This window comes from Amycolatopsis granulosa, assembly GCF_011758745.1.
Lineage (GTDB): Bacteria > Actinomycetota > Actinomycetes > Mycobacteriales > Pseudonocardiaceae > Amycolatopsis_E > Amycolatopsis_E granulosa.
The window spans coordinates 2,858,169-2,882,410 of sequence record NZ_JAANOV010000001.1 but is presented as its reverse complement, the minus strand read 5'-3'; the positions used below and the strand labels follow the sequence as shown (position 1 = coordinate 2,882,410).

Here is a 24,242-nt window from a genome sequence, read left to right as displayed (position 1 = left end):
AGTTGGATCGTGGGATTCCGATGGATGAACACGTAAAGTTCCGGCTGTGAACCCGCTGCGATCACCGATTCTCGCCGCCGCCGGAAGCGACGCGGTCCGCCGCATCGTGGCGGCCGCCCCGGGGACCTCGGGTGTCGTAGCGCGATTCGTCGCCGGGGACACCGTCGCCGACGCGGTCACCCGCGTGGCCCGGCTGACCGGCGACGGGCTGGCGGTCACCCTGGACTACCTCGGGGAGGACGTGACCGAGCCCGCGCAGGCCGAGCAGACGGTCCAGACCTACCTCGCGCTGCTGGACCGCCTCTACGGTGCGGGGCTGGCCGGGCGGGCCGAGGTCAGCGTGAAGCTGTCCGCGCTCGGGCTGCGGCTGGACGAGCGGCTCGCGCTCGACAACGCCCACCGCGTGTGCGCGGCGGCCGAGCAGTGCGGCACCACCGTGACCCTCGACATGGAGGATCACACCACGACGGACGCGACGCTGCGGGTGCTCGGCGAGCTGCGCCGCACCTGGCCATGGGTGGGTGGCGTGCTGCAGGCGTACCTGCGCCGGACCGGCGACGACGTGCGGGCACTGGCGGGCGCGGGCTCGCGGATCCGGCTGTGCAAGGGCGCCTACGCCGAACCGGACGAGGTGGCGTACTCGCGTGTCCACGAGGTGGACCTGGCTTATGTCCGTTGTGCGAATCTCCTGCTGGCGGGGGATGGTTACCCCATGTTCGCCACCCATGACCCCCGGTTGATCGCCATCCTGGCCGAACGCGCCCGCTGGTACGGCCGCAAGCCGGGCAGCTACGAGTACCAGATGCTCTACGGCGTGCGGCCCGACGAGCAGCGCCGCCTGGCGGGCGAGGGGGAAACCGTGCGCGTGTACGTGCCGTTCGGGGAGCACTGGTACCCGTACCTGATGCGGCGGCTCGGGGAGCGGCCCGCGAACCTGTTGTTCTTCCTGCGCGCGCTGGTCAGCCGTTCGTGAGCGTCGCAGAGGTCCCCGACCCCGCCGCGTTCGAAGTGGCGTGCGCGGTCCGGTCGCTGGGGGACGGCACGCTGACCGCCGACCTGCGGCACGAGTGGTCCATCGGTACCCACCCGCACGGGGGATTCGTGATCGCGTTGATGGCACGCGCGGCGCTCGCGGTGCTGTCCGAGCACGGCGAGCCCTCCACCGATCCGCTCGCGGTGAGCGCCGAGTTCCTGCGCCCGCCCGCCATCGGCCCGGCGCTGCTGCGCACCGACATCCGCAAGGTCGGCCGCCGCGCGACCGTCGTCGCCGTCCGGCTGGAGCAGCGCGGGCGCAGCTGCGTCGAGGCGACGGTCACCACCGGGCGGCTGCCGGTGCGGCGGCCGGACTGGACGGACCTCCCGCGGATGCCGGCCGAGCCGCCGCCGCGGGCGATCCACCTCGCCGGGGAGACCGCGGAAGGCGTGTTCAACCTGGCCAAGGGCTGCGACGTGCGGGTGGACCCCGCGACCGCCGGTTTCCTGACCGGCCGGCCCGGCGACCCGCCCCGCCTCCGGCTGTGGGTGAAGCCGCGGCATGCGGCGCCGGACGCCTTCTTCGCGCTGCTCGCGGGCGACATCAACCCGCCCGTGGTGGTCAACCTGGGCCGGGCGGGCTGGGCCCCCACCGCCCAGCTGACCGCGCTGGTCCGCGCGCGCCCGGCGCCCGGCTGGCTCCGCGTCCAGGTCGACTGCCGGACGGTGCAGGAAGCGTGGTTCGACTCGGACGCGACGGTGATCGATTCCGCCGGGAAACTCGTCTGCCAGGCGCGGCAGCTGGCCCTGGCACCGGCGCCCTGAGGTGGCTTTGGCACGCTGGTGGCATGACGGTGATTGCGGTTCTCGGGGCGGGGAAGATCGGTGAGGCGCTGCTGGCGGGCCTGTTGCAGGGCGGGCGCGGCCCGGCCGAGCTGCTGTTCACCGAACGCCACCCGGAGCGCTCCGCGGACCTGACCGAGCGGTACGGGATCGCCGGGGTCGAGGTCGCGGAGGCGGCCAAGCGCGCCGACGTGCTGGTCGTCGCGGTCAAGCCCCAGGACATCGAGCCGGTGCTGGCCGAGCTGGCACCGCTGGTGGGGCCGAATTCGCTGGTCGTGTCGCTGTGCGCGGGCCTGCCGACGAGCCTGTACGAGCGGCGGCTGCCGGACGGCGTGCCGGTGGTGCGGGTGATGCCGAACACGCCGATGGTCGTCGGCGAGGCGATGAGCGCCGTGTCGCCGGGCAGGCACGCCACGCGCGAGCACGTCGCGCTCGTGACGGAGATGCTGTCCACCGTCGGCCAGGTCGTCGAGGTGCCCGAGTCGCAGCAGGACGCGGTCACCGCGCTGTCCGGATCCGGCCCTGCGTACTTCTTCTTCCTGGTCGAGGCCATGATCGACGCCGGGATCCTGCTCGGCCTGCCGCGCGCGGTGGCCGAGAAGCTGATCATCCAGTCGGCCGTCGGGGCGGCGAAGATGCTCGCCGAGACCGGCGAGCACCCGGTGATCCTCCGGGAGGCCGTCACGTCGCCGGCGGGCACCACGATCAACGCCATCCGGGAGCTGGAGAAGCACGGCGTGCGGGCGGCGCTCCTGGCCGCCATCGAGGCGGCCCGGGACCGCTCGGTGGAGCTCGGCAAGGCCCACGAGTAGCGGAAACGTTGTTCAAGAGGCTGCCGGATTGGTAGGCTCCCGGCGCATTCGGCCGCCGGGGGTGCGGCCGAATGCCTCTCGCTGTCCGGGTCCGACCCGCGGGTCGGCGGCCACCAGCCGCTTCTCCGACTAGGCCGAACGGGCGCCGCCGACCGGGCACTTTCGCGGGAAAGTACCGTCCGGGCGTCGCATTGGCCCCAGCTGTCCCGCTACCCTCAAGGGTGAAGCACGTGCGTGTCGGTACCGCCCGGTGGGGAAGCCGAGCGGCACGACACGTGTCGAAGGGCACGGTGACGTATGCCGTCGAACAACAAGGACGTGCCCGCTGTCGGGCAGGTCCAGTTCCTGACGGTCGCCGAGGTGGCTGCGCTGATGCGGGTCTCCAAGATGACCGTCTACCGGCTCGTGCACTCGGGCGAGCTACCGGCCGTTCGCGTCGGCAAGTCGTTCCGGGTGCCCGAGAAGGCAGTCCACGAGTACCTGGAGAGCGCCTACTTCGATGTGGGCTGAGACCAGGAAGAGCCTCGTGCGTGGTGCGGGCAGCGGAACCTGAGGCGGCCCCTCGCTGGAGGAGCGCCGACGGTTCCGCCGCTCGAAACATCCACTAGGCCGGGGGCCCGCGCCGGTGCGCGGGCCCGCCCGGTAACCTTGAAGCCCGCTCGTGCCTGTAGCGCTTCAACTCTTTGGACGTTGCGCTGGGCAGCGTGTGAAGCAGACGAAACGTGAAGGAGCGCCCGTGGGCTCGGTGATCAAAAAGCGCCGCAAGCGCATGTCCAAGAAGAAGCACCGCAAGTTGCTGCGCCGCACGCGGATGCAGCGGCGCAAGCAGGGCAAGTAAGTCCCTGCGCGAAAGTTCCGCACGCGGCCCGTCCAGATCCTGGGCGGGCCGCGTGCCTTTTCCGGCATTCCCGGCGTAAGTCCCTGACCTGGGTTAACAGGGGGTGAGCGCACCTGACTCGGGCCGGGTTGCGGGGTAGCATCGGCCACTGCCGCGAACACCACGTCCCACACCCGTGTCAGGGGGTTTCATGGCGTCCACTGTCGTGCTGGTCACCGGGGTCGGCGGCGAACTCGGCGGCAGGCTGCTGGTACGGCTGGGCAACAACCCGGATGTCGAGCGGGTGATCGGTGTCGACACCGCGCCGCCACCGAAGGCGATCCTGCAGCGCCTCGGCCACGGCGAGTTCGTCCGTGCCGACATCCGCAACCCGCTGATCGCCCGGATCCTCGACTCCGCCGGAGTCGACACCGTCGTGCACTGCGCCACCACCGTGCACCCGGCGGGACCCGCGCGCCGCACGGCGATCAAGGAAGTCAACGTCATCGGCACCATGCGCCTGCTCGCCGCGTGCCAGCGGGCCCCCAAGGTGCGCAAACTCGTGGTGAAGTCGACCGCCGCCGTCTACGGCGCGGGGCCGCGGTCGCCGGCCGTGTTCACCGAGGACGCCGAGCTCATCCCGGCCTCGTCCAGCGGCTACGCGAAGGACGCGGTCGAGGTGGAGGGCTACGTGCGCGGGCTGGCCCGCCGCCGCCCCGACCTGACCATCACCACCACCCGCTTCACCAACGTCATCGGGCCGGACGTGGACACCGTGCTGGCCCGCTACTTCGCGCTCCCCGTCGTGCCCACCGTGCTGGGCTACGACGCGCGGTTGCAGCTGCTGCACGCCTCCGACGCGCTGGCGATCCTGGAGCAGGCCACCCTGGAGGACAAGCCGGGGGTGTTCAACGCCGGGGGTGACGGGGTACTCACCCTGTCACAGGCGATCCGGCGCGCGGGCCGGGTCGAGCTGCCGGTACCGCGGGCCGCGGTGGGCACGGTGGCCAAGGTGCTGCGTGGTGCGAAGGCGGACTTCTCGCCGGACCAGGTGCGGCTGCTGAACTACGGGCGGGTCGTCGACACGACCCGGCTGGCCGAGGTGTTCGGCTACCGGCCGCGGTGGTCCACCGCGGCGGCCTTCGACGACTACGTCACCGGACGCGGGTTGCGGCCCGTGCTGGACGGTGCGCAGCTGGCCGCGGCGGCCGGCAAGGTGCTGGCGGCGATCCGATGACCAGAGAGAGGAAAGCGGGGCCGAAGAAGTGACGACCAGCGCGCAAGCACGGGTCATCCCCCTGCACGCACCCGGGCGCGAGAAGCCGGCGGACGAGCCGCCCCGGCCTGGGCAGACCCCGGCCGACGCGCCCGTGGTGGCCTTTCCGGGGCGGACCGCACCGGCGGCGGAGCCGGAGCCGGCACCGGACGCCGTCTCCCGGCTCGTGCGGTTCCTCAAGCACCGGCTGACCGGCGACTACGCCGTCGACCAGTTCGGCTTCGACGCCGAGCTGACCGACACCCTGCTGCTGCCGCCGCTGCGGCTGCTGTACGAGAAGTACTTCCGGGTGACCACGCACGGCACGCAGAACTTGCCGGACGACGGCGGCGCGCTCATCGTGTGCAACCACTCCGGCACGCTGCCGCTGGACGCGGTGATGACCGCCATCGCGGTGCACGACGAGACCCCCGGCCGGCACCTGCGGATGCTCGGCGCGGACCTGGTCTTCCAGACACCGCTGCTCGGGACGCTCGCCCGCAAGACCGGGCAGACGCTGGCGTGCGCGGCGGACGCGGAGCGGCTGCTGTGCTCGGGTGAGCTGGTGGGCGTGTGGCCGGAGGGTTACAAGGGCATCGGCAAACCGTTCTCGGCCCGGTACCGGCTGCAGCGGTTCGGGCGTGGCGGCTTCGTGTCCGCCGCGCTGCGCACGCGGGTTCCGATCATCCCCTGCGCCATCGTGGGCGCGGAGGAGATCTACCCGAAGATCGGCGACCTCAAGCCGCTGGCGCGGCTGCTGGGGCTGCCGTACTTCCCGGTCACGCCGTTCTTCCCGCTGCTGGGGCCGCTCGGCGCGATCCCGCTGCCGACGAAGTGGCACATCGAGTTCGGGGAGCCGATCCGGACCGACTCCTACGCCGAGGAGGACCGCGACGACCCGATGCTGGTGTTCTCGCTGACCGACCAGGTGCGGGAGGTCATCCAGACCACGCTGTACCGGCGGCTGGCGCACCGGCGCAGCCCGTTCCGGGACTGACCGTGCCATGCTGGGAGGCATGGGGCTGATCAAGCGTGTCGGGTACACGGTGGGCCGGGCCGTGGGCACGGTGCTGAAGCTGGCGAACCTGATCACCGGAATTGCCGCCGGCGAATCGACCCACGACCGGGGTCAGCGGCGGCGGTAGGCCATCCCGGCCGCGACGGCGCCCGCCAGGGCACCGGCCCCCAGCACGGACGGCACCCCGATCTTCGCCGCCTTGCGGCCGGTCCGGAAGTCGCGGATCTCCCAGCCGCGGGCACGCGCCACCTCGCGCAGCCCGGCGTCCGGGTTGACCGCGACCGCCGTGCCGCACACCGACAGCATCGGGATGTCGTTCGACGAGTCCGAGTACGCCGTGCAGCGGCGCAGGTTCAGGCCCTCCCGCGCGGCGAGCGCCCGCACCGCGTGCGCCTTCGCCCTGCCGTGCAGCAGATCGCCGACCAGGCGGCCGGTGTACACGCCGTCCACGTGCTCGGCGACCGTGCCCAGTGCACCGGTCAGCCCGAGCCGCCGGGAGATGATCGCGGCCAGCTCGACCGGAGTGGCCGTCACCAGCCAGACCCGCTGGCCGGCGTTGAGGTGCATCTCCGCCAGTGCCCGCGTGCCCGACCAGATCTTGTCGGCCATCAGCTCGTCGTAGATCTCCTCGCCGACCTGGTTCATCTCGGCGACGGTCTTGCCCGCGACGAACGACAGCGCCTGTTCCCGGCTGGTCTGCACGCCGCTGTGCGATTCACGTCCGCCGACCCGGAACTTGATCTGCTGCCAGGCGAACCCGGCCAGGTCCGAGGTGGTGAAGTACTTGCGGGCCGCCAGGCCACGGGCGAAGTGGAAGATCGACGCGCCCATCATCATCGTGTTGTCGACGTCGAAGAACGCGGCGGCGGTCAGGTCCGGCGGTGCCGGCGGTGCGTCCGGCTGGGACTCCATGGCCACGGCGGCGTCGGCCGACGCCTCCCCGGCCATCTCGGCGAGCCGCTCGCGCTCCGGGCTCTCACCCCTGCTCCGCCACACGCACACCGCCTCCTGCGCTTGTCCTAGGGATCAGCGTAGCGAGCACGTCACAGATCCGGATCAGGCGATGGCGTCGGCGGGTATTCTCGGCGGTGGTGGCACGCCACCCCGGACGAGGGACGTCGTACCCGGCAGGACAAGACGACGCAGGACAACGTCGCTTCAGTCTTCGGAGGTACCCGTGGCGTGGCTCGTGCTCATCGTGTCCGGCCTGCTCGAGACCGTGTGGGCGGCCGCCCTCAACGCCGCCCGCGGGTTCAGCCGTCCGCTGCCGACCGTGGTGTTCGCCGTCGCCCTGGTCGCCAGCATGGCCGGGCTATCGGTCGCGATGCGGTCGATCCCCATCGGGACCGGTTACGCGGTGTGGGTGGGCATCGGTGCGATCGGCACCGCGGTCTACGGCATGGTCGCCCTCGGCGACCCGGTGACCGCGACCCGGCTGGTGTGCCTGGGACTCATCGTCGCCGGGGTGCTCGGACTCAAGGTCCTGCACTGATCGTCAGCCGATCCCCAGCCCGGGCAGGCCCGGCAGCAGGGGCGGCACCGAGATCAACGGCGGTGGCGTGGTGGTCGGCGTCGTCGGTGGACGGGTTGCGGTGGGCGCGCTGATCGGCGGCGGCGCCACGGTCGGCGCGTGCCCGCCCGCCGACGGGACCGGACCGGTCGCCGGGGGCACCACCGGTTGCGTCGTGCCCGGCGTGGCCGGGTTGGCCGGGATCGCGACCGGCGGCGGTGCCACCGCGCTGACCGGCGGCAGCGGGACGCCGGACGGGGTGCCGGGCGTGGCCTCCGGCGGCCCGGTGCACTCGCCGGTGGCGGGCACGGCGCCGAGCTCGTCGGCCGCGCCGGTGGTGATCCGGTAGCAGGGCAGGCGCTCGGACAGCGCCACGGCGCGCTCGTCGATGCGGTTCAGCAACGCGGCCGCCTGCGTGAACTCGGGCCGCGCTCCGTCCGGGACCGCGAGGCGGTCCAGCTTGCCGCTCTGCTCGTGCGTCCACGTGCGCAGCTGGTCCAGCCGCCCGCTGTCGCCGGCTACGCCGAGCACGGTGAGCTGCGCGCTGCCGGCCTTCGCCTCCGACGTGAAGGCCGACAACGTTGTCAGGAAATCACGGGCGACCGGGGACCGCATCGCGGAGAGCTCCGCCAGCCGGTGCGTGGCGAACTCCAGGTGCTTCGCCCCCCGCGCACCGTCGTCGAAGGTGAGCTGGAGTTCGGCGTTCTCGCCGGCCAGCTTCACGCCGTAGAGCGGGTCGCCGGGCAGCGCCCCGCGGGAGAGGACCAGCCCGAGCCCGCCCGCGAGAACGATCAGCGCGGCCGCGGCGGCGAGGACCGTCGCCACGGCCCGCCGCCGCCGACTCGGCTCGGCCGCGAGCTTGCGGGAGATGTCCGCGCGGATGCGGGCCCGGGTGTCGTCGTCCGGTTCGCCGGCACGACCGAGTCCGCGCAGTCCGGAGATGACCTCCAGCTCACGCGCCGACCACCGGGGCTCGTCCACATGTGCTGCAACGAGGGAAACCGCGCGGTCGTTACGCCCATCAGCGCCACGCGTCCGGCAGCAGCTGCGCGAGCTTGCGCACCGCGCGGTGCTGGAGCGCCTTGATGGCACCCTCGTTGCGCTTCATGATCCGGGCGGTCTCCGCCAGCGACAGGCCCTGGATGAACCGCAGCACGATGCATTCGCGCTGGTCGTCGCCCAGGCCGGCGATCGCGGACAGCAGGGCGTCGCGGGTGGCGCTGGTGACCGCCTGCTGCTCCGGCCCGGCGTCCGGCCCGCTCGCGGCGGCGAACGGCGCGGTGCCCGAGTCGCCGATCTCGCCGGTGACGATCTCGAGCTTGTAGCGGCTGGACTTGAGGTGGTCGAGGACGATGTTGCGGGCGATGGTGATGAACCACGCGCCGACGTCACGCCCCTGGTAGCTCACCGACGAGATCCGGCGCAGCGCCCGCAGGAACGTCTCGCTGGTGATGTCCTCGGCGAGCTCGCGGTCGGTGAGCCGGAAGTACACGTAGCGGTACACCACGTCCACGTACTGGTCGTAGAGCACGCCGAAGGCGGCGGTGTCGCCCTGCTGGGCGGCGCGGACCAGGGCCCACGGCCCCGCCTGCTCGTCCGGCACTTCCGCCGTGCGGGCGACCGTGCCGACGTGCAGGCCCGCTGGGCGGGCGGCAAGCCAGTTCGTCACGGCGACTCCTCTGTCCGACCCGAGTGATCACCACCACTCCGACGCGCGAGAAGCAGCATACGGGTAGTTACCCGGAAGTAGGTAGTGCTGGCTCCCGGAAGAGCGACGATCGCCGGGCCACCCCATGACGGGCGGCGCTGGTGCCACACTGGCCACATGCACACGGTCAACATCGCCGACCTGCTCGCCGGCGCCGCGCACCGGTGGCCGGACGCCGTCGCGGTGATCGACACCACCGGCGGGGTGAGCCTGACCTGGGCCGAGCTGGACGCCGCCGCGGGCGGGCTCGCGCAGCGGCTCACCGACCACGGCGTCCGCGCCGGTGACCGCGTGGCGCTGCGGCTGCCCACCTCGGCGGACTTCGCGGTCAGCCTGTTCGGTGTCGCCCGTTCCGGTGCGATCGCGGTGCCGGTCTCGCCGCTCGCACCGCGGCCGGAGCTGGACCCCGTCCTCGCGCACAGCGGCGCGAACCTGGTGATCAGCCGGAACCCCGACGACGGCACCGCCGCGGTGCCCGTGCTGCGGCCGGAACTCGGTCCCGGTGCGGGCTTCCCCGCCGCGGGCGGGGGAGAGGACATCGCTGTCCTGTCCTACACCTCGGGCACGACCGGTCCGCCGCGCGGCGTGATGCTGTCCCACCGCGCGCTGCTGGCCAACCTCGACCAGCTGAGCCGGCTCGACCCGGCGCCCGTGGGGCACGACGACCGGGTGCTGATCGCGATCCCGCTGTTCCACGTCTACGGCCTCGGCCCGGGTCTGCTGCTCAGCGCCGCGTCCGGCGCGACCGCGGTGCTCGCCGAGCGGTTCGACGCCCGTCAGGCGCTGCGCGCGTGCGCCGACCACCGGGTCACCGTCATCGGCGGCGTGCCCGCGATGTACGCCGAGCTGGCCGAGCTGGAACCGGACGAGCTGGCCGCCGGCCTGGCGACGGTGCGGCTGCTCACCTCCGGCGCCGCACCGCTGCACCCGAAGGTGCTGGCCGCGATCCGGGAGAAGACCGGGCTGGGCGTCTTCGAGGGCTACGGGCTCACCGAGACCGCGCCGGTGGTGACATCGACGCTGGTCACCGGCTACCCGAAGCCCGGCTCGACCGGGCGCCCGCTGCCCGGTGTGGAGGTGCGGCTGGTCGGCCCGGACGGCTCGGGCGAACCGGTGCCGCTCGATCCGGAGGACCCGGAGGACGTCTTCGAGGAGGACGGCGACGGCACCGGCCTGGTCGCGATCCGCGGCGCCAACCTGTTCTCCGGCTACTGGCCGGACGGGGCGCACGGGCCGGACGCCGACGGCTGGTTCCGCACCGGCGACGTCGGGTTCCTGGACAGCGACGGCGACCTGCACCTGGTCGACCGCGCCAACGACCTGATCATCGTGAACGGCTTCAACGTCTTCCCGCACGAGGTGGAGGAGGTCATCGCGCAGCTGCCGGAGGTCGCCGAGGTCGCCGTGGTCGGCGTGCTCGACGAGCGCAGTGGGGAGGCGGTCAAGGCGGTGGTCGTGCCGTCGGCGGGGGCTTCGCTGTCCGAGCAGCAGGTCGTCGAGCACTGCGCGGCCAGCCTCGCCGGGTACAAGGTGCCGCACGCCGTCGAGTTCGCCGAGCGGTTGCCGCATTCCCCGACCGGCAAGCTGCGCCGGGTCCAGCTGCGGGGATGATGTCGCCATGGCCCACGAAGTGACCGTGATGACCCGGCAGGGGTGCCCGTCCTGCGTCCAGGCGGAGCGGGACGTCGAGCGGATCTGCGTCGAGCTGGGCGTGCCGTGGCGCGCCGAGGACGTCGACAGCGACCCGGACTGGCAGGCCGAGTACGGCGACCGGGTGCCGGTGATCCTCGTCGACGGTGCCGAGCACGGCTACTGGAAGGTCGAGGAGGACCGTTTCCGCGCCGCATTGGCCTGACCGGGGTCAGACTGGTGGGGTGCGCACCGACTCGCCCCGGCTGTCCGCACCCGTGGCCGCGTTGACCGGGGTGGTCTCCCTGGTCGCGGCACTCGGTGCCGGGCACCTGGTGGCCGGGTTCGTCGGCGCCGGCGCCTCGCCGTTCGTCGCGGTGGGTGATGCGGCGATCGACCTGGCCCCGGTCTGGCTCAAGGACTTCGCGGTCGCGGCGTTCGGCACCGCGGACAAGGCGGTGCTGCTGGCCGGGATGGCGGTGGTTGCGCTCGCGCTGGCGGTCGCCGCCGGGCTGGCCTCGCGCCGCCGGGCCGCCCCCGGCCTGGTGTTCGTCGCCGTGGTCGGCGCGCTCGGCGGGGTCGCCGTCGTCACCCGGCCGGACCTCGGGCAGGTCGCGTTGCTCGCGCCGGTGGTCAGCCTGGTCGCCGGGCTCGCGGTGTTCGCGTGGCTGCACCGCACCGCGCTCGCCGGGTGGCCGGAGTCGGCCGCACGGCGGAACTTCCTGCTCGCGACGCTCGGGGCCGGGGCCGCCGGGATCGCCGGCCAGCTCGCCGGCACCAGCCGCGACGCGGCCGGCTCCCGCGCCGCCGTCGGGCCGCTGGTGCCCGCGCGGACCGCACCGCCGGTGCCCGCCGGTGCCGACTTCGCGAAGTTCGGCACGCCGGCCTTCCTCACCGCGAACGCGGACTTCTACCGGGTCGACACCGCGCTCGTCGTGCCGCAGGTGCGCACCGAGGACTGGTCGCTGCGGATCCACGGGATGGTGGAGCGCGAGGTCACGCACTCCTGGGCGGACATCCGGGACCGCCCGCTGGTCGAACGGATCGTCACGCTGTGCTGCGTGTCCAACCCGGTCGGCGGGCCGTACATCTCCACGGCGCGGTTCGTCGGCGTGGACCTGGCCGACCTGCTGGGCGAGGCCGGGGTGCGGCCGGGCGCCGAGCAAGTGTTCTCCACCAGCGCCGACGGCTGGACCGCGGGCACCCCGGTGTCCGCGATGACCGATCCCGGCGTCGGCGCGATGCTCGCGATCGGCATGAACGGCGAGCCGCTGCCCATCGAGCACGGGTTCCCGGCCCGGCTGGTCGTGCCGGGGCTCTACGGCTACGTGTCCGCGACGAAATGGGTCACCGACCTGGAGGTCACCACCTGGGACGCGCGGGCCCCGTACTGGCTCCAGCGCGGCTGGGCCGAGCAGGCGCCGGTCAAGACCGAGTCCCGGATCGACGCCCCGCACGACGCGGTGCCGGCCGGGCGGGTCCGGATCGCGGGCATCGCGTGGGCGCAGCACACCGGCATCGACCGGGTGGAGGTGAGCGTGGACGACGGACCGTGGGTACCGGCCGAGCTGTCCGCCGAGGTCACGGTGGACGCGTGGCGGATGTGGTGGGTGGACGTGGCCGCCCCGCGGGGCAGCCACCTCGTGCGGGTCCGGGCGACCGACCGCCGCGGCTACACCCAGACCGACCAGCTCGCGGACGTCGTTCCCGACGGCGCCACCGGCTGGCACACGATATCCTTCACAGCACGCTAGGTGTGGCTTCGGTCATGCCCCTGACCAGCCACTTTGTGCCTGCGTTCACAAGTGGCTACCGTATTCCCGGTACCCCTCACGACGGCCGTGCATCGAACCCGACTTCTCGGCCCGGGTCAAGGGGAAATTCGAAGCGTGTCGACGGGCGGAACGAGGAGGCCGGCGTGGTGGCACAGCGTGGCCGGCGCAACGGTGCGGCCGTCGCCCGGAAGCTGTCCACCCCGGACGCCGACAACGCCCCGACCGCGGAGATGCCCGCGGTCACCGAGAACGGCGCCGAGGAGGCCCGGGTCCGCGCGATCCCGGAGGCCGCCGTCGCCCGTCTCGCCGTGTACCTGCGCGTGCTCTCCGCGATGGCCGAGCAGGGCGCGACCACCGTCGCCAGCGAGGAGCTCGCCGCCGCGGCCGGGGTGAATTCCGCCAAGCTGCGCAAGGACCTGTCCTACCTCGGCTCGTACGGCACGCGTGGCGTCGGTTACGAGGTCGCGGTGCTGGTCGGGCAGCTCGAACGGACACTGGGACTCACGCGACAGCACAAGGTGGCCGTGGTCGGAATCGGTAACCTCGGTCATGCGTTGGCCAACTACGGAGGGTTCCCCGGCCGCGGGTTCCCGGTCGAGGCGCTGTTCGACATCGACGCCGACCTGATCGGCGTGCCGGTCGGCGGGATCCCGGTGTCGCACCTCAACGACATCCCCGAGGTGTGCTCGGAGCGGGGGATCTCGATCGGCGTCATCGCGACGCCGCCGCCCGCGGCCCAGACGGTCGCCGACCGGCTGGTGGCGGGCGGGGTGCAGTGCATCCTGAACTTCGCGCCGGTGGTCCTCCAGGTGCCCGACCACGTCGAGGTGCGCAAGGTCGACCTGGCCGTGGAGCTGCAGATCCTGTCGTTCCACGTGGCCCGGCGAGCGGAGAACGTGGGTAACGGAATGGTGGTGCGGTAAGTGAGTGTCCTGGCCGTCGGGCTGTCGTATCGCACTGCGGACCTGCGCACGCTGGAGAAGGTCGCCATCCCGGCCACCGAGCTGGACAAGGTGCTGCACGAGCTCCAGCAGTCGCCGCACGTGAACGAGGTCATGGTCGTCTCGACCTGCAACCGCATCGAGGTCTACTCGGTGGTCGAGGCGTTCCACGGCGGCCTCGCCGACATCTCCGAGGTGCTGGCCCGCCAGGCCGGCTGCGCGGCGGCCGACCTCTACGACAACCTGTACGTGCACTACGCGGGTGCCGCCGTCGAGCACATCTTCTCCGTGGCCGCCGGCCTGGACTCGATGGTCGTCGGTGAGACCCAGATCCTCGGCCAGGTGCGCAACTACTACGCCGCCGCGCGCGAGGCCGGCACCGTCGGCCGCACCCTGCACGAGCTGATCCAGACCACGCTGCGGGTCGGCAAGCGCGTGCACACCGAGACCGGCCTGGACCACCTCGGCGCGTCGGTGGTGTCCGAGGCCCTCGGCGAGGCGCCCGACCTCACCGGCAAGCACGCGGTGATCGTCGGCGCCGGCTCGATGGGCGCGCTGTCGGCGAGCCAGCTGCGCAAGGCCGGCATCGGCCGGATCACGGTCGTCAACCGGACCCTGGCCAACGCCGAGCGGCTCGCGGCCAACGTCACCGAGCAGGGTGTGCCCGCCGTGGCGGCCGGCATGGACGAGCTGGCCGAGCGCCTGGCCGACGCCGACGTGGTGGTCGCCTGCACCGGTGCCCAGGACGTCGTCGTCACCCCCGAGCACCTGCTGGCCCGTGGCGGCCGCCCGGTGGTGGTGTGCGACCTCGGGCTGCCGCGGGACGTGCACCCCGGCGTGGACACGCTGCCGGGCGTGCGGCTGGTCGACCTGGAGACCGTCCGGAAGCGGATGGACGACCGGGGTTCGGCCGGCAGCGCCAAGCAGCTCGCCCGGGCCAACGGCATCGTGCTGGACGAGGTGCGCGAGTACCTCGCCGCGCAGCGCAGCGCCGCGGTCACCCCGACCGTCACCGCGCTGCGCAAGCGGGCCGCCGAGGTCGTCGACGCCGAGATGCTGCGGCTGGACCACCGGCTGCCCGGCCTCGACACCGCGGTCCGCGACGAGGTCAACCGCACCGTGCGCCGGGTCGTGGACAAGCTGCTGCACGCGCCGACGGTGCGCGTCAAGCAGCTCGCCGCGGAGACCCAGGGCACGGACTACGCCAACGCGCTGCGGGAGCTGTTCGAGCTCGACCCGGCCTCGCCGGCCGTCGTGTCGAGCCCGACCCCCGAGCGCCTGTCCAGGACAGACGGTGAAACCCAGTGACGAGGACCATTCGGATCGGAACGCGGGGCAGTGCCCTCGCCAGGACGCAGACCGGCACGGTCGCCGACGTGCTGCGCAAGGCGGGTGAGCAGGTCGAGATCGTCCCGATCACGACGCCCGGCGACCGGTCCAGCGCGCCCATCGCGGAGATCGGTGTCGGCGTTTTCACCTCCGCGCTGCGCGAGGCCCTGCTGAACAAGCAGGTCGACGTCGCGGTGCACTCGTACAAGGACCTGCCCACGGCGCCGGAGCCCGGCATCGTGCTGGCCGCCGTGCCGCCGCGGGAGGACCCGCGCGACGCGTTGATCGCGCGTGACGGGCTGACCCTGGGTGAGCTGCCGTCCGGTTCCCGGATCGGCACCGGTTCGCCGCGCCGCACGGCGCAGCTGCGTGCGCTCGGCCTCGGGTTCGAGGTCGTGCCCATCCGCGGCAACATCGACACCCGGCTGAACAAGGTCTTCGACGGCGAACTGGACGCCGTCGTGCTCGCGCGCGCCGGCCTGGTCCGCCTCGGCCGGGCCGACGTGATCACCGAGACCCTGGACCCGATCCAGATGCTGCCCGCGCCCGCCCAGGGCGCGCTGGCGGTGGAGTGCCGCGTCGACGACGTGGACATCGAACACCTTCTTCGGTCCATTGTGGACGACGAAGCGACACGGGCCGCGGTGACGGCGGAGCGGGCCATGCTGGCCGCGCTCGAAGCCGGCTGCAGCGCGCCCGTCGGCGCACTCGCCGAGGTTGTGGAGGATTACGAAGACACAGGCGAGGACGCCCGCGTGGTCGAGCGCGTCTCGCTTCGTGGGGTCGCCGCCGCAGGCCTCGACGACGAGTCCGTGCAGTTGCTGCGCGCCTCGGCGGTCGCCGGCAAGAGCGAAGCGGAGCAACTCGGCCGCGATCTGGCCGCGGAGCTGCTCGACCTCGGAGCCGGCGCATTGTCCGGCCCGGGCCGCGAAAACCGGTGAAAGTTCCTCGAACGGCTCGGCGCGCTCGCGCCGATCAATAGGAGAAAGACACGATGACCCCCGCGCGGACAACCGCTGGGCGCGTCGCTTTCGTGGGCTCCGGCCCCGGCGACGCCGGACTGCTGACCGTACGTGCCCAGGAGCTCCTGGCGAAGGCCGAGGTCGTGGTGACCGACCCGGACGTGCCCGCCGGCGTGCTCGCGGGCGCCAGCGCGGACGCCGAGGTCCGGCCCGCCGTCGGCGAGCCGGCCGAGGTCGCCAAGGACCTCGCCAACGAGGCCAAGGGCGGCCGGCTCGTGCTGCGCCTGTCCAGTGGCGACCCGCTGACCAGCGCCGCCGCCGTGGCCGAGGTGCAGGCCGTCGCGAAGACCAGTGCCGTCTTCGAGGTCGTGCCGGGCATCACGCCGGGTTCGGCCGTGCCGGCGTACGCGGGTATCGCGCTCGGCGGCAGCCACACCGACGTGGACGTCCGCGGTGACGTCGACTGGGCGAAGGTCGCCGCGGCGCCGGGCCCGATCGTGCTGCACGCGACGTCGGCCCAGCTCGCCGAGGCCGCGGGCGCGCTGACCGAGCACGGCCTGGCGGGCACCACCCCGGTCGCGGTCACCGCGAACGGCACCATCAACACGCAGCGCACGGTGGACACCACCCTGGCGAGCCTGTCGCAGGACGCCGGTGAGCTGGCCGGCCCGCTCGTGGTGACCGTCGGCGAGCAGGCCGGGCAGCGGGCGAAGCTGTCCTGGTGGGAGTCGCGGGCGCTCTACGGCTGGAAGGTCCTGGTGCCGCGCACCAAGGAGCAGGCTGGCGAGATGGCCGAGCGGCTGCGCATCCACGGCGCCACCTCGCACGAGGTTCCGACGATCTCGGTCGAGCCGCCGCGCAGCCCCGCCCAGATGGAGCGCGCGGTCAAGGGCCTGGTCGACGGCCGTTACCAGTGGATCGTGTTCACCTCGGCCAACGCGGTGAAGGCGGTGTGGGAGAAGTTCGAGGAGTTCGGCCTCGACGCCCGCGCCTTCTCCGGGGTCAAGATCGGCTGCGTCGGTGAGGCCACCGCGGCGCGGGTGCGTGCGTTCGGCATCAACCCGGAGCTGATCCCGCAGGGCGAGCAGTCCAGCGAGGGTCTGCTGGCCGAGTTCCCGCCGTACGACGACGTGCTGGACCCGGTGAACCGGGTGCTGCTGCCGCGGGCGGACATCGCCACCGAGACGCTGTCCGCCGGCCTGGTCGAGCGCGGCTGGGAGGTCGACGACGTGACCGCCTACCGGACCGTCCGGGCGGCGCCGCCGCCGGCCGAGACCCGCGAGATGATCAAGACCGGCGGGTTCGACGCGGTCTGCTTCACCTCGTCCTCGACGGTGCGGAACCTGGTCGGCATCGCCGGCAAGCCGCACACGCGCACGCTGGTCGCGTGCATCGGGCCGAAGACCGCGGAGACCGCCGTGGAGTTCGGCCTGCGGGTGGACGTGCAACCGGAGGTGGCGGACGTGCCGCACCTGGTCGACGCGCTGGCCGCGCACGCCGCGAAGCTGCGCGCCGAGGGTGCCCTGCCGCCGCCGCGCAAGGCCAAGCGCACCCGCCGCTCCTCCTGATCGCCGCCTGTCCGGGGCCGCCTGTGCGATGTCACGGGCGGCCCCGGGCCGCGTCCGGTCCCGGAGTACCGTCGGTGGGGTGTTTCCCGAGCATCGTCCCCGGCGGTTGCGGAGTACGGCGGCGCTGCGGCGCCTGGTGAGCGAGACCACGCTCCGCCCCCGGCAGCTGATCCTGCCCCTGTTCGTCGCCGAGGGGATCGACACGCCCCGGCCCATCTCCAGCATGCCCGGTGTCGTCCAGCACACCCGGGACACGTTGCGCAAGGCCGCCGTGGAGGCGGTGCGGGCCGGGGTCGGCGGGCTGATGCTGTTCGGCATCCCCGAGCAGCGGGACGCGACCGGTTCGGGCGCGGTCGACGAGCACGGCATCCTGAACGTGGCCCTGCGCGACCTGCGGTCGGAACTGGGCGACTCGACCGTCCTGATGGCGGACACCTGCCTGGACGAGTTCACCGACCACGGCCACTGCGGCGTGCTCGACGACCACGGCGGTGTGGACAACGACGCGACCCTGAAGGTCTACGCCGACATGGCCGTGGCCCAGGCCGAGGCCGGCGCCCACATGCTCGGCCCGAGCGGCATGATGGACGGCCAGGTCGGCGTGATCCGGCGGGCGCTCGACGAGGCCGGGCACCTCGGCACCGGCATCCTGGCCTACTCGGCCAAGTACGCGAGTGCCTTCTACGGCCCGTTCCGGGAAGCGGTGGACTCGCAGCTCACGGGCGACCGCAAGACCTACCAGCAGGACCCGGGCAACGCCCGCGAGGCGCTGCGCGAGATCGAACTGGACGTCGAAGAGGGCGCCGACGCCATCATGATCAAGCCGGCGCTGTCCTATCTGGACATCCTCCGCCAGGCGGCGGACGTGTCCCCGGTCCCGGTCGCGGCGTACAACATCTCCGGCGAGTACGCGATGGTCGAGGCCGCCGCCGCGAACGGCTGGCTGGACCGCGAGCGCACCATCCTCGAAGTGCTGACGTCGATCCGGCGGGCCGGGGCGGACATGATCCTCACCTACTGGGCCAGCGAAGCGGCGGCCTGGCTGGACTGACCGGCGGTCGCGGGCGGCTCAGGCGGCCGGACCGACGAGACGGTCGATCGCGCGGCGGGCGCGGTCCACGGAGCCGGTCTCGCCGAGCCGGAGCGCGGTGTTGGTCGCCGTGAGCACGGCGTCGATCTGGAACGCCACCAGGTCCGCCTCGGCGGGTGCCCTCCCACTCGGGCTCGCGGCGTGGCGCACCTGGTCGGCGAGCAGCGCCCGCCAGTCCCGCTGCTGGGCTGCCAGCACCTCGCGCAGCGGACCCGGCCTGCTGTCGAAGACCGGCAGGTTCGCCGCCCAGAAGCAGCCGCCGGGGAACAACGGTTCCGCCGCGTAGGCGATCCACCGGTCGACGAGCGCGCGCAGCCGGGCCGGGCCGGGCGGCACGGCGAGCGCCGGGGCCACGACGGCGTCCTGGAACACCTCGCGCGCCGCTGCGGCGACCGCGATCTGCAGATTCTCCTTGGTCCCGAACAGGGTCTGGATGCCGGCCTTGCTCACCCCGAGGTCGCCCGCGAGCCGCCCGAAGCTGAGGCCGTCGAGCCCGTCCGCGGACGCCACGTCCACGGCGTGCCGCAGGATCGTCCGCCGGGAGCGGGCGCCTCGCAGCCGCCGCCGGTCCTGCACCACCTCGCTCACCTGAACCATCCTGTCACAGACTCATTGCAAAAAGTACGGTCGACCGTATGCTTATCCGATGAACGAAGACCGGATGTTCGAGCTGGCCTCCCAGCTGGCCGTGGCGAAGAGCCGGCAGGACCTGCCCGCGGCCCTGCGGCTGCTGCACCCCGAGATCCTGCTGGAGTCGCCACCGCTGGGCACCCGGGCCGCCGGCCACGCGGCGAACGAGCGGGCGCTGGCCCGCTTCTTCGCCTCCTTCCCCGACTACGAAATATCCCTGGACGGACACGCGAGCGACGGCACGACCCTGGTCTGCTGGGGCGTGGCGCGGATGACCATGACCGGCGACCGGTTCGGCGTGGTGCCCACCGGCAGGCGCGCCGAGCTGCCGGTGTTCCTGCAGTTCACCTTCGCCGACGACCTGATCGCCGGTGAGAGGTTCTTCTTCGACCTGGCCGAACTGTGCGCCCAGTCGGGCGTCTCGGCCGATACCGTGCGACGGACACAGTTCGGAGCCCGCTCGTGACCGCGGACCCCCGGCTGCGGGACATCGGCGAGATCACCACCCGGCACCTGTTCGACATGGTCGTCGACCTCGATCCGCGGCTGGACTTCGGCTCCGGACCGTTCGGGCGGCGCGTGCTGTTCGGCGCCGCCGGGGGCAGCTTCACCGGGCCGCGGATCCGGGGCGAGGTGCTGCCGGGTGGCGGCGACTGGGCGTTGTTCCGGGAGGACGGCGGGATGTCCCTGGACGTCCGGCTGACGCTGCGCACCGACGACGCCGCCCTCGTGCACATGACCTACCACGGCCGCTGGATCGTCCCGCCCGATCTGCGGGCCGCACTGGCCGACCGCGGCACGCGGCACCACGTCGATCCGGCCCGCTACTACTTCCGGACCACACCGCTGTTCGAGACCGGTGCCCACCAGCACGCCTGGCTCAACGACATCGTCTGCGTCGGCTCCGGCTACCTGGTCGAGGGCGGCATCGCCTACCGCGTCGCCGAGGTCGGGTGAGGGCATCGCGGCGCACTCCGGCGCAGTAGTCTCTGACGGGTGACCGCAGCGAACGAATCGGACGACGAGCGCCGCGCCCGGGGTCTGCCGCCGGCGCCGAGCCTGGCCGGCGAGGAGGCCGAGCGGCCGGAGGCGCCGAGGCCGGTGCAGGTGTCGTTCTGGCTGTGGGTCGCGGCGGGCGTCGTCCTGGCCGCCGCTTACCTGGTGGCGTTCCTCACCCGGCAGCAGCTGGTCGACGACCTGGTCCGGACGAACACCAACGCGCAGGTGACGCCGGAGAAGATCGCGTCGGGCATCACGGTGCTGTTCGCGATGCTGCTGGTCGGGTCGGTGTCGTTCGGGGCCTTCTTCGTGCTCTTCGCGTGGAAGGCGCGGCAGGGCACCCGGTCCGCCCGCACGGTGCTGACCGTCCTGCTCGTCATCGTCCTGCTGTTCCAGGTGCTGCTGCGGACCTACACCGGGATCTCGCTGATCGCGACGCTGCTCGGCCTCGTCGCGCTGGCGCTGATGTACATCCCGGGGGTGCAGCCGTACTTCCCGAAGGTCCGCCGCCGGTAGCCGTGACCCGGTACCTCGAGCGTGGCGCGAGCTGGTCGGCCCTCGCCTACGGGTCGGGGTTCGCCGTGCTCGGCTACCTCGCCGAGCTGTTCACCGGCACCACCCACGCGATCGCGTGGGTGTTCGTCGGCCTCGGACTGGCGGCGATCACCGCGCCGTGGATCTACGCGCGGCGGCGGTTCCTGACCGTCGAGGTCACCGGCTCGTTCCTGTGCCAGGGCCGCGAACAGCTGCCGCTGGCCGACATCGCCGAGGTCACCGACGTCGGCGCCCCGACCGGTGCCCGCGTCCTCGGCGGCGGTTGGTCCGTGCCGAACAAGTACGACGCGCTGCCCCTCCGCCTCACCGACGGCACCGTCGTGCTCGCCTGGGCGAAGGACGTCGGCGCATTGAAGACCGCGCTGCAGGGGGCGCGTGCGGCATGAGAGGCTTCTCACGTGACTGAACAGGCCCGGCTGAACCAGCCCGCGCGGGCGGCGGTGGCGCTGGTCGAGGTGCTGCTGGCGGCCGCCGCGGTGTGGGGCGCGTTCGTGGTGTGGGGCGCCGGTGTGCACACGGTCGTGGTGCGGCTCACCGACGGCACCGTGCTGACCAGCACCCGGTGGGTCGGTAGCTGGATGGCGGCGGCGATCGGACTCGGCATGGTCGCCGGGATCCTGCTGGCCGACGCGGTGCGCGAGGTCCTGCTGGCGACGCGGGTCAAGCGTCGCCGCAAGAGCCGGGACACCGAGGACTTCGGCTACTTCGCCGGACACCTGAACCGGGCCTGACGGGACCTTTGCAAGACTGGGGTCCGTGACGCAAGCAGTCGACAAGTCCAGGGCGTGGTTCGACCGCGCCGCCGCCGTGACGCCGGGGGGCGTGAACTCCCCGGTGCGGGCGTTCAACTCCGTGGGCGGCACCCCGCGGTTCATGGTGCGCGGCGAAGGTCCGCACCTGTGGGACGCGGACGGCAACCGCTACGTGGACCTGGTGTCCTCCTGGGGACCGATGATCCTCGGGCACGCGCACCCGGCGGTCGTCGAGGCGGCCCGGACGGCCGCGGGCTCCGGCTTGTCGTTCGGCACGCCGACGATCGGTGAGGTCGAGCTGGCCGAGGAGATCATCGACCGGGTCGACCCGGTGCACCAGGTGCGCCTGGTCAACTCGGGCACCGAGGCGACCATGAGCGCGATCCGCCTGGCCCGCGGGTTCACCGGGCGCACCAAGATCATCAAGTTCGCCGGCTGCTACCACGGGCACGTCGACGCGCTGCTCGCGCAGGCCGGGTCCGGCGTCGCGACGCTGGGCCTGCCCACCTCGCCCGGCGTGACCGGGGCGCAGGCGGCGGACACGATCGTGCTGCCCTACAACGACATCGAGGCCGTCCGCCGTTCCTTCGCGGAGAACCCGGACGCGATCGCCGCGATCATCACCGAGGCGGCCGCGGGCAACATGGGTGCGGTCGCGCCGCACGGGGACTTCAACGCCCGGCTGCGGGACCTCGCCCACGAGCACGGTGCGCTGCTGATCATGGACGAGGTGATGACCGGCTTCCGGGTGTCGCGCTCCGGCTGGTTCGGGGTGGAAGGCGTGCCCGGCGACCTCTACACGTTCGGCAAGGTCATGTCCGGTGGCCTGCCCGCCGCGGCCTTCGGCGGCCGCTCCGACGTGATGGCGCGGCTCGCCCCGACCGGCCCGGTCTACCAGGCCGGCACGCTGTCCGGGAACCCGGTGGCGGTGGCCACCGGCCTGGCGACCCTGCGCGCGGCCGACGACGAGGTGTACCGCCGCCTCGACGCCAACTCGCAGCGCCTGGGCGCGCTGTTCAGCGAAGCGCTGACGAAGGCGGGCGTGCCGCACCACGTCGCCTACGCGGGGAACCTGCTCAGCGTGTTCTTCCGCGAGGAGCCGGTGCGCAACTACCACGACGCGACCAGCGGCGACATCTGGCGCTTCCCGCCGTTCTTCCACGCCCTGCTGGAGCGCGGCGTGTACGGGCCACCGAGCCCGTTCGAGGCGTGGTTCGTCAACGCCGCGATGGACGACGCCGCCTTCGAGATCATCGAGGCCGCGCTGCCCGCGGCCGCGCAGGCGGCGCTGAGCGCAGAGGCGGCCCGCCCGTGACGACGACGATCGTGCACCTGCTGCGGCACGGCGAAGTGCACAACCCGGACGGCATCCTGTACGGGCGGCTGCCCGGGTTCCACCTGTCCGAGCGTGGTCGCCGTCAGGCGCTGACCGTCGCCGAGGCGGTCGCGGCCCACGACATCACCTACGTGGTCTCCTCGCCGCTGCAGCGGGCGCAGGAGACGGCGGCGCCGATCGCCGCGGCCCACCGGCTGGACGTGCAGAGCGACGAGCGGCTGATCGAGGCGGGCAACGCGTTCGAGGGCCAGAAGGTGTCGGTCGGTGACGGCGCGCTGCGGCAGCCGCGGCACTGGTCGAAGCTGCGCAACCCGTTCCAGCCGTCGTGGGGCGAGCCGTACCGCGAGATCGCGCACCGGATGCTCGCTGCGGTGCAGCGCGCCCGGGGCAAGGCCGAGGGCCACGAGGCGCTGTGCGTGTCCCACCAGTTGCCGATCTGGACGTTGCGCCGGTTCCTCGAGGCGAAGCCCCTGTGGCACGACCCGCGCCGCCGCCAGTGTTCGCTCGCGTCGCTGACCAGCCTGGTGTTCCACGGTGAGGAGCTGGTGAAGATCGTGTACAGCGAGCCGGCGGGTGCGACCGACCCGAAGGTCACCGGAGCATGAGGCGGGTCCTGGCGGCGGTCCTGGCGGGCGTGTTCGTGCTCGCCGGGTGCAGCACGGGCAGCGACGCGGTGTCGCAGGGCAGCAGCTTCCAGTTCGTCGCGCCCGGCGGCAAGACCGACATCTTCTACGAGACCGCGGACCGGCAGCCGGTCCCGGAGCTGTCCGGCGAGGACCTCATGTCCGAAGGCAGGAAGGTCTCGGTCGCCGACTACACCGGCAAGGTCGTGGTGGTCAACATCTGGGGCCAGTGGTGCGCACCGTGCCGCACCGAGGCGCCGGAGCTGGAGAAGCTGTACACCCAGACCCAGGCGCAGGGCGTGCAGGTGCTGGGGCTGGACGTGCGCGACGACGACCGGTCGGCGCCGCAGGACTTCGTGCGCGACCGGCAGCTGACCTACCCGTCGATCTACGACCCGCCCGGCCGCAGCCTGCTGCAGCTGTCCGGCTACCCGCGCAACGCGGTGCCGTCGACGATCATCCTCGACAAGCAGCAGCGCGTGGCCGCCGTCTACCTGCGGTCGATCCTGGCGAGCGACATCGAGCCGGTGGTCCGGCGGCTCGCGGCCGAGTCGCCGGAACGCAGGTAGACCCCGGCGGCCAGCGCCCCGCCGAACACCAGCAGCGCCGTGCCCGCGACCGTCGGCGCGTACGGCGTCGCGAGGTGCGGCGAAACCCGCGCCCACTGCTGGACCGCCACCGCGGCGGCCGCGACGGACAGCGTGAGGCCGGTCGCGCCCAGCACCGCGCCCCACCGCCCCGCATCGCGCAGCACGATCACCAGCACCGCGAGCACAGCGGTCACCTGGACCAGCGGCAGGTTCGCCACCTCGGGCCGGGCCGGCAACCAGTCCAGCAGGAGCATGAGCCCGGCCGAGCCGAGCACGCCGGCCGCCGCGGCCAGCACCCCTGCCCACCACCGGAACCACAGTGCCAACCACGGCGCGGCGGCGACGAGCGCGGAGCAGGCCAGGAACGCGTACGCGGCGGGACGGCTCAGGTCGACCCGGGTGATTTCCCACACCAGCGGTGCTCCGACCAGCACGGACAGCAACGCGTGCACACGCAGCGGAACGGTCATGGCCGAAAAGGTAGGGTGGGAACCACGGTCACGGCTTCGGTCGATGGGCTCGCCGGCC

Annotated in this window: 30 protein-coding genes and 1 riboswitch; of the genes, 25 read left to right on the top strand and 5 right to left on the bottom strand. The window is 72.8% G+C overall.

Annotated features, from left to right (window positions below):
* Window positions 1-46: 46 nt before the first annotated feature.
* The 8 genes from FHX45_RS13940 (at window position 47) to FHX45_RS28410 (ending at window position 5,844) form a co-directional block, all read left to right on the top strand.
* Window positions 47-973, top strand: a complete 927-nt coding sequence (locus FHX45_RS13940) for a proline dehydrogenase family protein (RefSeq protein ID WP_167101051.1) — start codon at window positions 47-49, stop codon at window positions 971-973.
* On the top strand, window positions 970-1,797 hold the full coding sequence (locus tag FHX45_RS13935; RefSeq protein WP_167101048.1) for an acyl-CoA thioesterase domain-containing protein: 828 nt from the start codon (window positions 970-972) through the stop codon (window positions 1,795-1,797). Before FHX45_RS13940 ends, FHX45_RS13935 begins: the two co-directional genes overlap by 4 nt.
* A gap of 23 nt (window positions 1,798-1,820) precedes the next feature.
* Window positions 1,821-2,627, top strand: coding sequence for a pyrroline-5-carboxylate reductase (proC, locus tag FHX45_RS13930; RefSeq protein ID WP_167101045.1), 807 nt, complete (start codon window positions 1,821-1,823; stop codon window positions 2,625-2,627).
* Window positions 2,628-2,924: 297 nt separating this feature from the next.
* Window positions 2,925-3,137, top strand: a complete 213-nt coding sequence (locus FHX45_RS13925; RefSeq protein ID WP_167101042.1) for a helix-turn-helix domain-containing protein — start codon at window positions 2,925-2,927, stop codon at window positions 3,135-3,137.
* A 226-nt stretch (window positions 3,138-3,363) separates the two neighbouring features.
* Window positions 3,364-3,465 (top strand): 30S ribosomal protein bS22, encoded by a 102-nt coding sequence (locus FHX45_RS13920; protein WP_017986394.1) that lies wholly within the window; start codon window positions 3,364-3,366, stop codon window positions 3,463-3,465.
* Between the two features lie 190 nt (window positions 3,466-3,655).
* Window positions 3,656-4,681, top strand: coding sequence for an NAD-dependent epimerase/dehydratase family protein (locus FHX45_RS13915; protein WP_167101039.1), 1,026 nt, complete (start codon window positions 3,656-3,658; stop codon window positions 4,679-4,681).
* Window positions 4,682-4,709: 28 nt separating this feature from the next.
* Window positions 4,710-5,696, top strand: a complete 987-nt coding sequence (locus FHX45_RS13910; RefSeq protein ID WP_167101036.1) for a 1-acyl-sn-glycerol-3-phosphate acyltransferase — start codon at window positions 4,710-4,712, stop codon at window positions 5,694-5,696.
* A gap of 19 nt (window positions 5,697-5,715) precedes the next feature.
* Entirely contained in the window at window positions 5,716-5,844 is a 129-nt protein-coding gene (locus FHX45_RS28410; RefSeq protein ID WP_279588869.1) for a hypothetical protein, read from the top strand.
* Here FHX45_RS28410 and FHX45_RS13905 read toward each other — a convergent pair.
* Entirely contained in the window at window positions 5,829-6,665 is an 837-nt protein-coding gene (locus FHX45_RS13905) for an HAD family hydrolase (protein ID WP_208407031.1), read from the bottom strand. The two genes, FHX45_RS28410 and FHX45_RS13905, sit on opposite strands and share 16 nt — an antisense overlap.
* 137 nt (window positions 6,666-6,802) lie before the next feature.
* Window positions 6,803-6,864: riboswitch (guanidine-III (ykkC-III) riboswitch) on the top strand.
* Window positions 6,865-6,894: 30 nt separating this feature from the next.
* Here FHX45_RS13905 and FHX45_RS13900 point away from each other — a divergent pair.
* Window positions 6,895-7,209 carry an SMR family transporter gene (locus tag FHX45_RS13900; protein ID WP_167101030.1) on the top strand — a complete coding sequence of 105 codons (315 nt, stop codon included), beginning with the start codon at window positions 6,895-6,897 and terminating at the stop codon, window positions 7,207-7,209.
* Between the two features lie 3 nt (window positions 7,210-7,212).
* Here the strand turns inward: FHX45_RS13900 and FHX45_RS28405 are convergent, their stop codons facing one another.
* A complete protein-coding gene (locus FHX45_RS28405) occupies window positions 7,213-8,208 on the bottom strand; it encodes a DUF5667 domain-containing protein (protein ID WP_167101027.1) in 996 nt (331 codons plus the stop codon).
* 40 nt (window positions 8,209-8,248) lie between these two features.
* Window positions 8,249-8,863: a sigma-70 family RNA polymerase sigma factor gene (locus tag FHX45_RS13890; RefSeq protein WP_208407029.1), complete on the bottom strand. Its 615-nt coding sequence runs from the start codon at window positions 8,861-8,863 to the stop codon at window positions 8,249-8,251.
* Between the two features lie 189 nt (window positions 8,864-9,052).
* On the opposite strand from FHX45_RS13890, the gene FHX45_RS13885 reads away from it, so the two are divergent.
* The 8 genes from FHX45_RS13885 to hemB all read left to right on the top strand — a co-directional run bounded on the left by FHX45_RS13885 (window position 9,053) and on the right by hemB (window position 18,190).
* Complete coding sequence (locus tag FHX45_RS13885; RefSeq protein ID WP_167101021.1) at window positions 9,053-10,546, top strand: AMP-binding protein; 1,494 nt, start codon at window positions 9,053-9,055, stop codon at window positions 10,544-10,546.
* A 7-nt stretch (window positions 10,547-10,553) separates the two neighbouring features.
* Window positions 10,554-10,790 (top strand): glutaredoxin family protein, encoded by a 237-nt coding sequence (locus tag FHX45_RS13880; RefSeq protein WP_167101018.1) that lies wholly within the window; start codon window positions 10,554-10,556, stop codon window positions 10,788-10,790.
* A gap of 19 nt (window positions 10,791-10,809) precedes the next feature.
* On the top strand, window positions 10,810-12,318 hold the full coding sequence (locus FHX45_RS13875) for a molybdopterin-dependent oxidoreductase (protein ID WP_341771451.1): 1,509 nt from the start codon (window positions 10,810-10,812) through the stop codon (window positions 12,316-12,318).
* A gap of 164 nt (window positions 12,319-12,482) precedes the next feature.
* Window positions 12,483-13,262 (top strand): redox-sensing transcriptional repressor Rex, encoded by a 780-nt coding sequence (locus FHX45_RS13870; protein ID WP_167101015.1) that lies wholly within the window; start codon window positions 12,483-12,485, stop codon window positions 13,260-13,262.
* Entirely contained in the window at window positions 13,263-14,588 is a 1,326-nt protein-coding gene (locus FHX45_RS13865) for a glutamyl-tRNA reductase (protein WP_167101012.1), read from the top strand.
* Window positions 14,585-15,550 (top strand): hydroxymethylbilane synthase, encoded by a 966-nt coding sequence (gene hemC / locus FHX45_RS13860; protein ID WP_167101009.1) that lies wholly within the window; start codon window positions 14,585-14,587, stop codon window positions 15,548-15,550. Before FHX45_RS13865 ends, hemC begins: the two co-directional genes overlap by 4 nt.
* Window positions 15,551-15,603: 53 nt before the next feature.
* Entirely contained in the window at window positions 15,604-17,139 is a 1,536-nt protein-coding gene (locus tag FHX45_RS13855) for a bifunctional uroporphyrinogen-III C-methyltransferase/uroporphyrinogen-III synthase (RefSeq protein ID WP_167101006.1), read from the top strand.
* A 79-nt stretch (window positions 17,140-17,218) separates the two neighbouring features.
* The gene (gene hemB / locus FHX45_RS13850; RefSeq protein ID WP_167101003.1) at window positions 17,219-18,190 is read left to right on the top strand and encodes a porphobilinogen synthase; all 972 of its coding nucleotides are present in this window, start codon (window positions 17,219-17,221) and stop codon (window positions 18,188-18,190) included.
* 18 nt (window positions 18,191-18,208) lie between these two features.
* On the opposite strand, the gene FHX45_RS13845 is transcribed toward hemB, so the two are convergent.
* Entirely contained in the window at window positions 18,209-18,826 is a 618-nt protein-coding gene (locus FHX45_RS13845) for a TetR/AcrR family transcriptional regulator (RefSeq protein WP_167101000.1), read from the bottom strand.
* A 49-nt stretch (window positions 18,827-18,875) separates the two neighbouring features.
* Here FHX45_RS13845 and FHX45_RS13840 point away from each other — a divergent pair, with 49 nt between their 5' ends.
* From FHX45_RS13840 to FHX45_RS13805, 8 genes are read left to right on the top strand one after another with little or no spacing between them, the layout of a single operon-like run.
* Window positions 18,876-19,325 carry an ester cyclase gene (locus tag FHX45_RS13840; protein WP_243869034.1) on the top strand — a complete coding sequence of 150 codons (450 nt, stop codon included), beginning with the start codon at window positions 18,876-18,878 and terminating at the stop codon, window positions 19,323-19,325.
* On the top strand, window positions 19,322-19,816 hold the full coding sequence (locus FHX45_RS13835; RefSeq protein ID WP_167100997.1) for a DUF3237 family protein: 495 nt from the start codon (window positions 19,322-19,324) through the stop codon (window positions 19,814-19,816). Before FHX45_RS13840 ends, FHX45_RS13835 begins: the two co-directional genes overlap by 4 nt.
* A gap of 39 nt (window positions 19,817-19,855) precedes the next feature.
* Entirely contained in the window at window positions 19,856-20,374 is a 519-nt protein-coding gene (locus tag FHX45_RS13830; RefSeq protein ID WP_167100993.1) for a hypothetical protein, read from the top strand.
* A 2-nt stretch (window positions 20,375-20,376) separates the two neighbouring features.
* On the top strand, window positions 20,377-20,799 hold the full coding sequence (locus FHX45_RS13825) for a hypothetical protein (protein ID WP_167100990.1): 423 nt from the start codon (window positions 20,377-20,379) through the stop codon (window positions 20,797-20,799).
* A gap of 12 nt (window positions 20,800-20,811) precedes the next feature.
* Window positions 20,812-21,144 carry a hypothetical protein gene (locus FHX45_RS13820; protein ID WP_167100987.1) on the top strand — a complete coding sequence of 111 codons (333 nt, stop codon included), beginning with the start codon at window positions 20,812-20,814 and terminating at the stop codon, window positions 21,142-21,144.
* Window positions 21,145-21,169: 25 nt separating this feature from the next.
* Window positions 21,170-22,480: a glutamate-1-semialdehyde 2,1-aminomutase gene (hemL, locus tag FHX45_RS13815; protein ID WP_167100984.1), complete on the top strand. Its 1,311-nt coding sequence runs from the start codon at window positions 21,170-21,172 to the stop codon at window positions 22,478-22,480.
* Entirely contained in the window at window positions 22,477-23,106 is a 630-nt protein-coding gene (locus tag FHX45_RS13810) for a histidine phosphatase family protein (RefSeq protein ID WP_167100981.1), read from the top strand. The genes hemL and FHX45_RS13810 overlap by 4 nt, the downstream gene beginning before the upstream one ends.
* A complete protein-coding gene (locus FHX45_RS13805) occupies window positions 23,103-23,693 on the top strand; it encodes a TlpA family protein disulfide reductase (RefSeq protein ID WP_167100978.1) in 591 nt (196 codons plus the stop codon). The genes FHX45_RS13810 and FHX45_RS13805 overlap by 4 nt, the downstream gene beginning before the upstream one ends.
* On the opposite strand, the gene FHX45_RS13800 is transcribed toward FHX45_RS13805, so the two are convergent.
* A complete protein-coding gene (locus FHX45_RS13800; RefSeq protein WP_167100976.1) occupies window positions 23,615-24,184 on the bottom strand; it encodes a hypothetical protein in 570 nt (189 codons plus the stop codon). The two genes, FHX45_RS13805 and FHX45_RS13800, sit on opposite strands and share 79 nt — an antisense overlap.
* Between the last annotated feature and the right edge of the window lie 58 nt (window positions 24,185-24,242).